Source organism: Ideonella paludis (assembly GCF_018069865.1).
GTDB lineage: Bacteria > Pseudomonadota > Gammaproteobacteria > Burkholderiales > Burkholderiaceae_C > Ideonella > Ideonella paludis.
On sequence record NZ_JAGQDG010000001.1, the window covers coordinates 104,633 to 118,957 of the forward strand.

8 protein-coding genes are annotated in these 14,325 nt (G+C 53.1%); 7 read left to right on the plus strand and 1 reads right to left on the minus strand.

Features of this window, described 5'->3' with window-relative positions:
- Nucleotide 1 precedes the first annotated feature (1 nt).
- Genes KAK11_RS00420 through KAK11_RS00445 form a run of 6 tightly spaced genes read left to right on the plus strand, consistent with a single transcriptional unit; the run spans nt 2 to nt 12,178 of the window.
- Nucleotides 2–676: an ABC transporter ATP-binding protein gene (locus KAK11_RS00420; protein WP_210805054.1), complete on the plus strand. Its 675-nt coding sequence runs from the start codon at nt 2–4 to the stop codon at nt 674–676.
- Complete coding sequence (locus tag KAK11_RS00425) at nt 673–1,767, plus strand: KpsE/RkpR family capsule polysaccharide export protein (protein ID WP_210805056.1); 1,095 nt, start codon at nt 673–675, stop codon at nt 1,765–1,767. Before KAK11_RS00420 ends, KAK11_RS00425 begins: the two co-directional genes overlap by 4 nt.
- A gap of 4 nt (nt 1,768–1,771) precedes the next feature.
- Entirely contained in the window at nt 1,772–3,478 is a 1,707-nt protein-coding gene (locus KAK11_RS00430) for a polysaccharide biosynthesis/export family protein (RefSeq protein ID WP_210805058.1), read from the plus strand.
- Between the two features lie 39 nt (nt 3,479–3,517).
- Complete coding sequence (locus KAK11_RS00435) at nt 3,518–6,187, plus strand: glycosyltransferase (RefSeq protein ID WP_210805060.1); 2,670 nt, start codon at nt 3,518–3,520, stop codon at nt 6,185–6,187.
- A 3-nt stretch (nt 6,188–6,190) separates the two neighbouring features.
- Nucleotides 6,191–10,468, plus strand: a complete 4,278-nt coding sequence (locus tag KAK11_RS00440) for a glycosyltransferase family protein (RefSeq protein WP_210805062.1) — start codon at nt 6,191–6,193, stop codon at nt 10,466–10,468.
- Between the two features lie 3 nt (nt 10,469–10,471).
- Entirely contained in the window at nt 10,472–12,178 is a 1,707-nt protein-coding gene (locus KAK11_RS00445) for a sulfotransferase family 2 domain-containing protein (RefSeq protein ID WP_210805064.1), read from the plus strand.
- A gap of 1 nt (nt 12,179) precedes the next feature.
- Here the strand turns inward: KAK11_RS00445 and KAK11_RS00450 are convergent, their stop codons facing one another.
- The gene (locus KAK11_RS00450; RefSeq protein WP_210805066.1) at nt 12,180–13,355 is read right to left on the minus strand and encodes a glycosyl transferase family 90; all 1,176 of its coding nucleotides are present in this window, start codon (nt 13,353–13,355) and stop codon (nt 12,180–12,182) included.
- A gap of 173 nt (nt 13,356–13,528) precedes the next feature.
- Between KAK11_RS00450 and KAK11_RS00455 the strand changes: the two genes are divergently transcribed.
- Nucleotides 13,529–14,275, plus strand: a complete 747-nt coding sequence (locus KAK11_RS00455; protein WP_210805069.1) for a sulfotransferase family protein — start codon at nt 13,529–13,531, stop codon at nt 14,273–14,275.
- Nucleotides 14,276–14,325: the final 50 nt, after the last annotated feature.

A 14,325-nucleotide genomic window follows, 5' to 3' on the forward strand; every position in this document is an offset into this window, starting at 1 on the left:
CATGATCGAACTCCGCAACCTGACCAAGTCCTATCCGACGCCCGCCGGGCGCCGCTATGTCTTCAAGAACCTGAATTTCAAGCTGCCCACAGGCTCGGGCATAGGCTTGATCGGCCGCAACGGAGCGGGTAAGTCCACCCTGCTGCGGCTGCTGGGCGGCATCGACGCGCCAGACAGTGGCCAAGTCATCACCGACCAAAGCATTTCGTGGCCTGTCGCGTTGGGTGGCGGCTTCCAAGGCTCCTTGACGGCGCGCGACAACGTCCGCTTCGTCTGCCGCATCATGGGGGCCACAGGCGCCGCCATGAAAGAAAAAGTAGAGTACGTCGAGCGCTTTGCCGAGATCGGCGATTGGTTTGACCTGCCGATGGGCTCCTACTCGCCCGGCATGCGCTCACGCGTCACCTTCGGGTGCAGCATGGCGTTTGACTTTGACTACTACCTGATCGACGAAGTGCTGGCTGTCGGAGACCCCATCTTTCGCCAGAAGGCTTCCCGCGTCTTCAAAGAGAAGTTGGAGCGTGCTGGCGTGATCTTGGTCAGCCACAACCACAAGGAGATCAAAGATCTGTGTAGCTCGGTCATCATGGTGCATAACGGGCAAGCCATGACTTTTGACGATGTTGATGAGGGCATTGCCGCCTTCAAGGAATTGATGGAGGAGTCCGAATCATGAAGGCTGCGTCTTTCACCCCCAAGCGTTTGCAGCTGGCCCTGATTGCCCTGCCCATGGCCTTGGCCACGATCTATTACACGCTGATCGCCTCAGACCGCTATGTCAGCGAGTCCATCGTGGCGGTAGGCTCGGCCTCTGTGGCCAGCGGCTCGTCGCCACTGGCCGTCGGCACGGGCACCAGCTTGGCCGCGTACGTGGACACGCTCTACCTGATCGACTACATCCAGTCGCAGGCAGTGCTGCGCGAGCTTGATACCAAGCTGAAGCTGCGCGAGCACTACTCGGCGCCCCGCGCCGACTTGTTGTTCCGCCTCTGGCCCAGCGCCAGCCAAGAGTGGTTTCAGCGCTACTGGAAGTCTCGGGTCGAGCTGGAGTTCAACGACCTCAACGGCTTGTTGAAAATTCGCACCCAAGGCTTTGACCCCGCCACGGCCGAGGCCATCAATCTGGCTTTGCTCGAGACCTGCGAACGCTTCGTCAATGAGTTTTCTCGTCGCATTGGCCGTGAGCAAATGAAGTTCTCTGAGGCCGAATTGGCCAGCGCCTCGGCGCGCCTGCAGGCCGCTAAAGACAAGGTCGTGCAGTTCCAAAGCACGCACAAGGTTCTGGACCCACAGGCGCAGCAGACAGCTGCCAACGCCTTGACGGCCGAACTGCAAGCCACCATCGCGCGTCTTGAGGCGGACCTGAAGAACAAACAGGCCTTCATGCAGAACGACGCGCCGGCGGTACAGGCTGTGCGCGACCAAATTGCTGCCAACCGTGCCCAGTTGGAGGCGGAAAAGGCCCGCACCACCTCGGCGCAAGCGGGCGACAAGATTGGCGCCTTGAGCGTGGAGTTCCAGAACCTCCAGCTTCAAGCGGCCTTCGCCGAAGACGCTTATCGCTCGGCCAATACAGGCCTGGAAGCGGCCCGCATTGAGGCCAGCAAGAAGCTCAAGAGCCTGATCGTGGTGGGTGCTCCCGCCAAAGCGGAGACGGCGGAGTACCCCGCCAAGCTCTACAACCTCTTCACCATTTTGGTGCTCTGCATCATTGTCTACACCGTCGTGCGACTGATGGTTGCCGCGATCCGTGAACACCAGGACTGAAGCCATGACTGCCATGAAGAATCGCCTCATCATTGCCCTGGCTTTGGGCACCAGCCTTTGCGCCGCCCTGCAAGCCCAGACGCCGGTCACCCCGACGACCACGGGCACCGCCACCACAACACAGCAAGCCCCTGCCGCCACGGCGCCCACCCCGGCGCCGACCAGCAGCACGGTCATGGCCCCCGGCCCACTGCCCGCCCAGCCCAACGCCGGGGCAGGACTGCCGGTGATGTTTGGCTCGCAAATGTTCAGCGGGCGCTTTGGCTCGGTGACCTTCACTGGTTTCAACCCCGACTACACCTTGGCGACGGGTGACCGCGTGTTGGTGCGCCTGTGGGGCGCAGTGACCCATGAGTCCACCCAGCTCGTCGACCCGCAGGGCAATATCTTCATTCCCAATGTGGGCCCGGTGAAGGTGGCAGGGGTGCGGAACGGCGAGTTGAACCAGTCGGTCGAGACCACCATCAAGCGCGTGTTCCGCGCCAATGTGGGGGTCTATGCCACTCTGGAAGCGGCGCAGCCCGTCAAGGTCTATGTCACGGGCTTTGTGCGCGCCCCCGGCCTCTACGGCGGCCTGTCCTCTGACTCGGTGCTCTACTACCTGGACAAGGCTGGCGGCATCGACACCGAGCGCGGCAGCTACCTGAGCGTGGATGTGATGCGCAACGGCAAGCTGCGCTCGCGCCTGAACCTTTATAACTTCTTGCTCAAGGGCCAGATCGAGCAGATGCAGTTGCATGACGGCGACACCGTGGTGGTGGCCGCACGCAAGCACACGGTGACGGTGCAAGGGGAAGCCCAGAACGCCTACCGTTTTGAGCTGGCCGAGGCCCGCATCAAAGCAGCCGACTTGCTGGCCATGGCCTCGCCCACCCCCAATGCGACGCACATCAACATCGTGCGCTCCATTGGCCCAGAAAAGCGCAGCGAATATCACCCGCTGGCCAAGGCCAATGAAGTGATGGTGGAAGCAGGGGACGAAGTCACGCTGACCGCCGACAAATTCCCATCGACCATTCAGGTCCGGATCGACGGCGCCCACCAAGGCGAGCGCACCTTCATCTTGCCCTACGGTGCACGCCTGAAGGATGTGATTGAGCGCATCAACCCCGCACCGCAAGCCAATATGGACGCGCTGCAGTTGTACCGTCGCTCAGTGGCCCAACGTCAAAAGGAAAACCTGGACTCCACCCTGCGTGGTCTGGAGGCCGCCGCACTGACGGGCCGCTCTGCCACCAACGAGGAAGCCACGTTGCGCAAGAGCGAGTCCGAGATGATCATGCAGTTCATCGAACGCGCCAAGACCATCCAGCCCAAGGGCCAGGTGGTGTTGAGCTCCAAGGAGGCTGCTGCGGAGACGCTGATGGAAGACGGCGACGTGGTCCGTCTGCCGGAGCGCAGCAATGTCGTGTCCGTGTCCGGCGAAGTGCTCTTCCCCAACACCATGGTCTACACGCCCAATGCGGCTGCTGCGGACTATGTCGAGTTGGTGGGCGGTTTCACCCAACGCGCCGACCGCAACAAGCTCTTGATCTTGAAGACCAATGGCACGATCGACACCAATGGCGGCATCCCTGGCCCCGGCGACGAGATCATGGTGTTCCCGAAGGTGGAAACCAAGTGGGTTGAAGTGGCCCGTGGCATCACTTCCGTGCTGTACCAGTTGGCGGTGTCGGCGGGCGTCTTGAACGGCTCGATCTCCGCCAAGTAAGCGCTGGTCAGCGTACGCCTAGAGTAGTAGCAGGCGGTCATGGGCGTCGTCATTGAGGTTCCACGCAAGCGCTCGCACGCACAGGTCATGCTGCAAAGCATCCGTGTGCTGCGTGCCGCCGGCAGGCTCTTGGGGCGAGGCCAGACGCTGATTGACTTTGAAGTCAAAGTCACTCGAAGTTTGGGCTTGTTTGACCGCAAGCACTACTTGGCTCAAATCAATACGGCAGACCTGAAAGGTCTGTCGGCCTTGCGGCACTACGTGCTGTATGGCGATGCTGCGGGGCTCACCCCCAGCCCGATGTTTGACCTCAAACATTACGACGCCCACTGCGGTGAGCGTCACGGCCTGAATCGCCTGCTGCATTACGGCCTGGTGTTGAGGCATCAGGGCATTTATCCGACAGCGTGGTTCGACGGCGAGTACTACCTGCAAGCCAACCCCGATGTGATGCAGTCAGGGCGCGACCCCCTGGAGCACTTCCAGAACTGGGGCTGGCGGGAAGGCCGCAGCCCGCTGCCAGGGCTGGACCTGCGGCGCCTGTTGAACAGCCAGCCGCAGCTTCGCGTGGCCAAGGACAACCCCCTGGCCTTGCTGGCCAGTGGCGCACTGGCTCACCTGCTGCATGACCAAGCGCTGCAGAGCGCCAACAGCAAGCCAGGACAGGCTGTAGCGGCCCACGCCCACCCGCACGATGAGGCCGACCAAGATTTACTCGACCCGACGTACTGGGTCGACTTGCAGCCCCGAACTTGGCCCAGCACACCGCTGGTCGACGTGATCATTCCGGTTCACGGCGGAGCGATAGAAACCTTGCGCTGCCTGTGGTCCGTGTTGACAGCGCCGGTGCAGACGCCGCACCGCGTGGTGGTGATCAATGACGCTGGCCCCGACCAAATCCTCAACGCCAAGCTGCGCAATTTGGCGGCGCGCGATTTGTTCACGCTGGAGCAAAACAAGACCAACTTGGGTTTTGTGAAGACCGTCAACCTTGGGCTTCGGCTGCAGCGCGACCGAGATGTCGTCATCCTCAACAGCGACACCGAGGTCTATGGCAATTGGTTGGACCGGCTGGTGCAGATCGCCCAGCGCCGGCCCGAGTTGGCCACCATCACGCCGCTGTCCAACAATGCGACGATTTGCAGCTACCCGGAACCCCAGGCCGACAACCGCAGCCCACTCGAAGTCACCCATGCGGAGATCGACGCACTGGCTGCGGAGGTGAATGCCGACCAAGTGGCCTACACCCCCACCGGGGTTGGCTTTTGCATGTTCATCCGCCGTGATGCTTTGAACGAAGTGGGGCTGCTGGACGAGCGTCGATTTGGGCGCGGGTACGGTGAGGAAAACGATCTATGCCAGCGCATGCTGCGACACGGCTGGCGACATGGCATTGCATGCGGTGTGTATGTGCGCCATGTGGGATCGGTGAGCTTCAAGGGAGAGGCGTCCGTGCGTACCGCAGCTGCACTCAAGACGCTGAGTAGGCTCTACCCAAACTACGAAGCGGACATTCATCGGCACATCGCTTCCGACCCGGCCTGGATCTATCGCGCTCAGATCGACTTGGCTCGACTCAAGCGCTGCGCCGAACGCAGCAACGTGCTATTGGTATGCCACAACCGTGGTGGAGGTACAGAAAGGCACATCGTCGAGCAAACCAAAGCACTACAAGATCAAGGCAAAGGCGTTTTTGAGCTACGCCCTTCCCACCAACCAGGTTGTGTCGCACTGGTCAACCCCGCTCTGTATCGTTTGCATAGCTTGGCCGCCTTGCCGCCTCTACCTTCGCAGTTTTTTGAGGAAGTGCTGGAGGCTCTCTCTATCGACGAAATCCATGTTCACCATCTGATTGATTTCCCGAGCGGAATGGGAGACCTGTTGATTGCCTGCAGCCGCAAACTCAATGTGCGCTTACGCATGGCAATCCATGATTACTATGCGATATGTCCTCGCGTAAATCTTGTGAACTCAGAGGGGCAGTACTGCGCACAGCCGCCAGAACATGTTTGCAATGCATGCCTCGAAAAAGACGATCTTCTGCGCACCACTGGCACTATCCAGACTTGGCGCTCTGGTGCACTTCGGCTCCTAGAGGCCGCCGATCGAGTGATTGTGCCCTCCAATGATGTTAAGCAAAGGCTGCAACACATGGCACCTCACATTGAGATGCACGTCGAGCCACACGAGGTGATTCAATCTGCAGAAGGAATGGTCTTCCCGACCCCGAGGCCCGACGAGCCCTTGCGTGTGCTCGCCATCGGTGCGATCAGCAGAATCAAGGGATACGACGTACTGCGCCGCCTAGCACTCTCCATTCAAAATCGCAAGCTGCCGATGGAACTAGCGCTCCTAGGATACTCAATGGACGATGCTTGCCTCAATGACGCTGGGGTCGAACTGCTGGGCCGATACTTTGATCAGGAACTACCAGATCGCATCAGCGACCACGCTCCTCATCTGATCTTTATCCCCTCAATTTGGCCTGAAACCTACTGCTACGTACTGTCTGCAGCACTTCAAAGCAACCGACGCGTTGCGGTTTTTGACTTGGGAGCGCAAGCAGCGCGAACTCAAGATCACAGTTGTCAGCACCTTGTGCTTCCTCTGTGGCTCGCCTCCGCTCCTGAAGAATTGGCAGCTCGACTGATGACTGCACATCCAGATGCAGCGCAACACACACACTTTGACCTGTACAAGGCAGCATAGCCAATGAAAAGAATTAGCGAACTTCTGGGCAAGAAAGCAGTTCACAGCGGGCCACCTGTCATTACCTACAAGATCACTGTAGAACAAGTCCTTGCAACTTCAGTCATTGGATGGGCTGCCTCTTCCGAATTAGCTCCAGCTGAAGCATTCCACCTTCTCGTTGATGACGTCGTTCAAGAAGTCACCGCGACTCACATTCATCGGCTTGATGTCTGCCGAGCCATCGGCGCATCAGACCAACTCAGCTTTGGCTTCAGGATAGCCTTGCCCCTGTCGCTCTGGGATGACTCGGGCGAACTCCAAGCTCGGGAAGTAATGCTATGCGCCGGCAACGAAAGAAAACATTTAGAGCTGGCTCACACATTAAGTGATTGGCCATCCGAACTAGAAGCGAATTCCAGTCACACAGAGTTTTCGAATATTTCGCTCGCATTATTAAATCAATTGGCAGCGAAAGATAGACAAAGCCAGCTAAAGGAAGAGGACCTTTCGTACTTTAAATTATTAGCCCGAAAACTTGGCTGGAGAGATTGGCCTAAACTCCAACAGCCCGCCCCGGAGGGATTGCTAGAGCAATCAGGATCCTTGGTTTGGACAGGATGGATCGCAGATGATTCAAATTTGGCCCAAGCATTCCAACTGTTCGTCAATGGGCATGAGGTTCAGATCGAACCCATCAGAGTAAACCGATCAGATGTTGCAGAAGCCAAATCTCTTAATCGCACAGATCTAGGCTTTGAAATCTCTATTCCCGCCAGCATTTGGGGCCACGCATCAGAGAAATCATCTGTCTCGTTGGAGCTTTGGGCGGGCTCGTGCAGACTCACCCAGGAAAATATTGTATGGGATCTATCGAAACTTACCAGCATCCTGAAGGATTGTTACCTTAAATCAGGTGGCACACAGTTTCCAAGGGAAGTACTTACCCTCTCAGGAGAAGGTCAATACTATTTTTTACTGTGCCTAGAGCATTTCCTTGCATGCAGGCAAGAAGTAAAGCTGGAGAGATCTGTCCGAAGCTGGTTCCGTCACCATGCTGAAATATACGGGGTCAAGGTAGAAGAAGAGCTTAAGGACGAAGCGCCATTACTCAATCCACCTCGCCATGCAATCTCAACTATTGAACTCTGGAGATTGCTGCGTGCCTTCAATGCAGCAGTCCAAGAGGATGGCTCGAATGCCAAAGAGGCCTTCCAGGAAATTTGGCAGCGCTCTGATATCGACGCGGAAGTTAGGCATCAGTTGACATGCGCCTTAATTCCATATTTTTGTGGCATAGATCGATACTTTGAAATACGGCCGTTTCTTGACATTTCAAGATTGAAGGTCATGGCTGCCGATACCAATGCTTGGAGTTTGTCACTTCAAATTCCCGAGGCCACTTGGACTGCAGATTATGCGTTAGCAACTCAGCTGACTTCCAAGATCGCGTATGAGGCAAAGGGATGGATCAACACGGAATGCATCGCCACAGCATGCCGTCGACTACTGCACGCATGGCCGTCTACGCCACAGCATCAGTATGAAGCAGAAACAACCGCGTCGGCAATTCTAAATGTTCTAGAAGCCCAGTCTTTTGATTACTGGCGTCGCAGCCATGACAAGCATCTGGTTGATGCCGCCACCTCTCTCATTATGCTGAGCAGAAGGATCACCTCGTCATTTGCATACAAAGCGTTGACGACAATCATACTTCATTACGAATTCAATCCCCACTTTTGGAAGACCCTGGCAGAGCGCTGGGACGGTTTTTCATTTTGGCCGGCCGAGTTGAAGATTGCTCATCGGAATTTCATTCGCTTTCGTTACGCTCTTACTGAATCAACGCCGCAGCTCAGCACCGTTATAGAGGCGGTTCTACCCGCTGCTTTGAAAGGATCGTTGGATGCGAGCATTGCGCTGAGGGATGCCGCCCTGTGCGCCGCTCTGAACACCAAGCCAAATAGCGAGACTGAGCTACAAAAGGGTGTTTCGGCCGCCTGTACGACATCTCCGAATGAAATTATTCGATTCTTGTCGCACTTCCATGCGTCTTCTGTCGACAACATTGAAACAGCGGCTGCAACCGAGATAGTTGAACGCTGCTCAGGCGTCCCCCGAACCTATTTTACTTCGAGAAAAAATTCACTGATCGAAGGGCTGTGGAAACAGTCACCAATTCAGGCAAATATTACCCCCAAAGAGCTTCCGCTATTGTGCGGCATTGAGGCTCATGGCATTGGAGTCCTGATCGCTGCTCTATTTGCAGAACGGCAGCATAGATTCAACGAAACCAACAGCGATCAAGTCACACTTGCGGAAGTTAGCAGGCATTGGCTCAAACTTTTCCACGACACCGCAAATCAATCAGTACCGCCATCTGCATTGTTACAGGCATGTCAATTACTTATTGACTGGCAAGCCAACCCAAATGCACCCAAAGATGTGGCCCGCATAGCCTTTGAATTTAGAAGGCTTCTTTGCGAAAGGTATGGTGATGATATTTCTGAGGTATGCTCAGGCCCGACCAAGCTTGCGCATCCAACCGTAAGATCACGGGATCCAGTTAAAAGTACACTTGTAGCCATCTACACATGCAACAAGTATCTATCATCCAGAATCGCTGCCATACAGAACACGTGGGCCAAGAAGCTGGATGAGCTTGAAATTCCTTGGATAATTGTTGTTGGCAACGGCGATGACTCTTTTGATGGAAGAGTGCTTTCACTTAACGTTCTCGACAACTATGAGTCCTTACCGCAAAAGTCAATTGCGCTAATTAAGTGGGTCTACAACAACACAAACTTCAGCCATCTATTCAAGATCGATGATGATTGCCACGTGGCAGTCGAGCGACTGTTCCATCAGTCCCCTCAATGGGGCCACCATTACCTTGGGCGCAAGTTAACTCGCGGACTTGGTACGACTGACCGAAGTTGGCATCGTGCACGCTCCGAGTCTACGCTCGCCAAAAACTCTCTGGACAAGTCACCCGAGCCATCAGTTTATGCTGACGGTGGTTCTGGGTATTTCCTTTCTAGATTTGCCATGTTTTCGGTTCTGCAAGCACTGTCTTCGACCGAAGGCGCTAGACTCACGCGAAGCGCCTATATGGAAGATAAACTGATTGGCGATTTGTTATCGCTCAAGGGCATAAACTTGTCTGAAGAAGGTTATGACACGCTGGTAAGGAGACGGTTTGGCGATGATCCTGTCCGCGTCTGCGCCTTCAGCAACAGCTTCTACCCCTCACAGGTGTCTCCCACAATGGTCTGCCATCTCGATGATGCAGAGAAGATACCTGAGATTTCCGATCTTCAGTCAAGCTCAATCTTGAGGCCAGAAAAAATATGGCCAAGCTACGCCGAGCCCAAAGTCTACGCAGCGGACGGCACCAATCAACTTGAATTATTGAGCGATCATGACAAGGTTACCAAGGCCATAGACGCAGAGGTGATTGTCGTCTCTGTTGCCCGGAATGAAATGACACTGATGCCTCACTTTCTGGCACATTACAGATCGATTGGCGTGCAGTGTTTTATTATTGTCGACAATCTATCCGATGATGGTACTCGCGCATATTTGCTCCAGCAGCCTGATGTTTTGCTTTACAGCGCCGATACCGAGTATAAGAAATCCCATTATGGCGTAGCATGGCAGCAAGCGGTGCTGTCTTCGCATGCTTTGGGGAAATGGGTAATATTGGCAGACATAGATGAATTTCTCGTCTTCCCATCGACGGAAGAGCAAGATGTCAGTGCATGGCTTGGCGAGATCTCAAAGACTGGCCATACCGCGGTAAATGTTTTTATGATTGACATGTACCCTGGTGGTTCCCTAGATGATTGCGACTTTCGAATGGGCCCGCCTTTCGAATTGGCACCACTTTTTGAAGGTGAACCGCTGATTCGTTGGAAATTGGGCTCTGGCTGCTTCTCTAACAGCGCAACATGGCTAAGTGGGCTGCGTCATCGATTGATAGAAGATTCCGCACCAAATCTCTATACTTCACAGAAAGTCGCCATTCTAAAGTATTTCCCGTGGATGCGTCTTTCGGAAGGATTGCACTATGTCTCCAATATAGAGGCATGTGCGTCGCCGTGCTATTTTGCGCACTTCAAATATCATGCAGGATTTAAGCAAAAGGTCTTGAACGAGGTGCAACGGCGGCAGCATTTCAACGATGCAGAGGAGTATCAGAAGTATCTTGGCATGCTCACAGAGGGCAACAGCCCTCTATCAACAGAGACTTCAAAGAAATTCAGCTCTTATCTAGATTACAAGAATGCCACGGGCAACTAATCTATGAACCTCACCCACAGAAACACCGCGAAGCATTGGATCTGGACGGATCGGACCCTTCACGCCTCAGAAATTGCGTTCTTAAATCCGGATCTGGCGAAGTTGAGTTTCGCTTTGAATCCACTTGATATTGACCATATCACTGATCAAGATAGTGGCTGGGGGTCCGCCTGGCATTCTAAAAATCTATCTCAAAAGGCACTTAAACTTCTCCCGGATGTGCCATATGTTCTTCAACAGATCCCGTGCGATACCCATCAGGATTTCGTTTACGCTTGCATTTCAAGCTTGACACGTGCTGGTTACACGCAGTCCTTCCTTTACCTGCATGATCCCTTTCTGCGACTTAGGCATTACATCAGTATTTGCGCCAATTTTAAGGAAAGGGATCGGGAAATATGTTCAGCTGCCATAAAATGTGAGCTTCAAGATCGGTTACTCATTCGAGGGGCCATTGATCTCTTGGAGTCGAAGTCTACGCACTTTCACGACCTCCCATTGACAAACCTCTCGGATATCGATCAGGCGCCATGGAGGCTAGACAATGACTCCTCTACAGAGTTCACTTCATTATTGCGTCAACATCTTTCTCGCGTATTCGAATTCAACCCTAATTATGACGGGGAACTACTGGGGGATCTTTCTCGAGCTGAATCGTACTGGTTGCCGGACGTCCGCAAGACAGTAAAACCACTTCGCCCCATTTTCAGGATTACCGATGAGAAAGATATGGTGAAGGAGTTTAGATCGTCACCTCTGCCACACAATGTATGGCCGAACCAGTCCTTCAATTGGGCAGGATCTGTTTATCTCAAAGAACAAAAAGCCTCAGATCAATTGTACTTAGAGATGAATAAGACTCTGCACCCACTGATATGGGGGCAGTCATCTCCAGTCATTGCGAAGATCTATCCAGATGATGCAGCGGCCAAGTTTTGCAGATTCAGAGAAGTAAAATTGATAGCAAATCAGTCGCCCAGAATTGAAGTTCTTGCGGCCTCAGGCGATGAGCGCTCAAGTATTGGCGCCATAGAGTTTAGCGCCCCTTCACCAGCATACATCGACGGAATACTGGTTAACAGTCATTCCTTAGGATATACACCGATCCCTAAAGTTGCATGCACATCAATTAAAGAGTTCTTATTTGAACTTATGCATGGCGAACCATTTACTCCATCACTGATCGACGACTCCACTCATGTACATCAATTCTTTGATCGTCGATTAGTGCCTATTAATTTTGCCGATCATCGGATCATCGTCGTTCGAGACCCAATCCAGCGCTTTCTCTCGGGCTACTCGAATCGAGTGTTGCATCACAAAGAGTTGACTGAAGAGTACATTCTGCGACAGCCAAACGGCGCGGCATTCCTTGCAAAAAACTTGCCGACCACCCCGGATATAGATGTGTTTGTCGAGAATTTTGAGTCTTACCGGGCTGTCGCCACCATCGATCATCATTTTAGACCCATTTCAGAATACATCCCAACTTTGGAATGCTACACAAATGTATACCCCTTCGAGCGCCTCAATGATTTTTTCTCGGATTTAATGCAAATAACAAAAAAATCAGCCGCCATTAGACACGCTCAAAGAGGAGGGTCAAAAATTGATAAGTCGCGCCTCTCGCCTGATTCATTGATAAAGTTGAAGCGAATTTTCGCAGCCGATTACGATTTATTAGGACAGCACTACAGGGCACCAGAGTAAATTATTTCGGCCTAGCGAATGATCCATTTACATTCCTACCGAAAGGGAATATCAACTTTTCGGAGTACTCTTTAAGCGTCAGATAGTCCACCGCCTCTCTCAGTCTAACATTTAAATTTGGCTTCAATAGCTTATGGGCATCATTGATCATTTCAAGACAGCGCTCCTCGTCGCCTGCCAAGCGATCAATGGCAGCCTCAATAGAATCTAGACTGGGCTCAACGGGGACAAAATGCTTCTCAGGCACAAGCCCCGCATCCAAAGCGGTTTCCCACTGACTCCTTACCATGAGTACCACGGAATTAGAGAGAAGGCTCCAGTATTTATTGGTACCGATATCATTACCATCCACCACCAACAAGAACTTTGATTTCCTCTGTTCACTTATTGGAATTCTGGTCGCGGTGCACCCTGCAAAAAGTGAGCTCAGTAATTTATTTTTTATTACAGCCTCTGCCTCACGAGGTGTGGTTATTAGTTTGACATCAGCCCATTGTTTTCCTTTCAGGGCATTTACAATTTTCATTCGATCGCAGGAATTAATACGTAGCACATCCTCTTCGCTTATCTCAGCCGCTTCCCTGAACATGGATTCCGCCCACCACATCTCTGAATTCCAATCGCTGTAAGTTCCGCTGAACCTACCCCTCCAAGTCAAAACGTTTTTCTTCTCTTTAAATGGAATCAAATCAGGACCTTCAGGTATATTTCCGCTACCCGGCCCCATATAGTCGTATCCGAGCGGCATTAAGCAGACCTGATCCCGCTGAGCCACTCGCCTGCAGTACTGTATGATCGGCAGCCCATTCATCCCCGGTAGTGTCTTTTTATAATTCCACCCCTGCGCATCACACCAGTTGCTTATATAGATTCCACTCATATTCATTGCGATTAACAGATTAGCAAATTCTGAATTTCTCCGCCCTATGGCCGGGCGATATTTTGGATTCACTGGGGAAAATCGTTTACTCTCAACATTTAAAGCAAGCGTCCGGTCAAAATTATTAACACTCAAAAACTCCACTCTCCCGGCATCAAAAATACTGATGTCTTTTAGCGAATCCATCTCCACCAACGCAGCGTCATCGATGATGAATTGCCTAATATTCTGAAAATCAGCAGGTAGCCGATGCTTAAGTTGAGCCTCAATCCATGTGTCGATTTGATGTGCATTCATACCGGTCCACCTCCTTTCAGACACCAAATGTAGACATTATTCTTCTACATTGTCAATACTTCAGGGGCATTAACACCCCTGGGCTAGAGCAATCTTGAACGACAACACCTATGCCACCAATAACAAGCCCCGCCCCGTTTTTTATTGTCGGATGCGTACGCTCAGGCACCACGATGCTCCGAGATGCGCTTAGGCTTCATGATAATTTGGGTTGCCCTGAAGAGACTCATTTTTTCCGGTGGGGAGACCCCTTCGGTACTGACGCCTTGAATCGGACGCTCAGTAACAATCAGGTTCTCAAGAAGCATCGCGAGTTGGACGGAGTTACGGAAGATGAGTTCAGGGAACTGCTCGCCAAAAGCAACAGTCGGGCGGATCTGTATCATCGATACATGCGTCTCTATCTGGCGAAGAACAAGCCCAGCGCGACCAGATGGTTCGACAAGACTCCACAAAACGTTTACGGCGCAATGCTGATCGCCACCACCATGCCCAGGGTGAAGTTCGTTCATATCGTGCGAGACCCTAGAAATGTTGCCGCCAGTCTGCGAATCGGCAAGGTGGTGAAGGTTGAGAGTATCGTGGGGTCTGCGAACTATTGGCACGAATCCGTGCAGATCATCAAGGGCCTGAAGCGCGCCTTTCCCGAACGCGTTCATGAATTGCGCTATGAGGACTTTGTGGCTAACCCCTTGGTTCACATCGAGTCCATTCTGAGTTTCCTGGGTGAGCCGTTTAACGCCGCCACTTTTGCGGATCTCAACATCAGAAACTCCGATCACGCGGAGGAGTCACTGCTCACCCCAGAAGAGCTGCAGCGACTTGAATCCATCTGCCAGCTTGGCATGAAGCGCTACAAGTACAAGATTGAAGGGCCAACCAGCAGCAGTCAATCGACTACATCTCAACTTTCAGAGTAGGGATGCCCGGATCAGCCCTTGCGAGCTACCATGACTGGTCATTTTTTCCA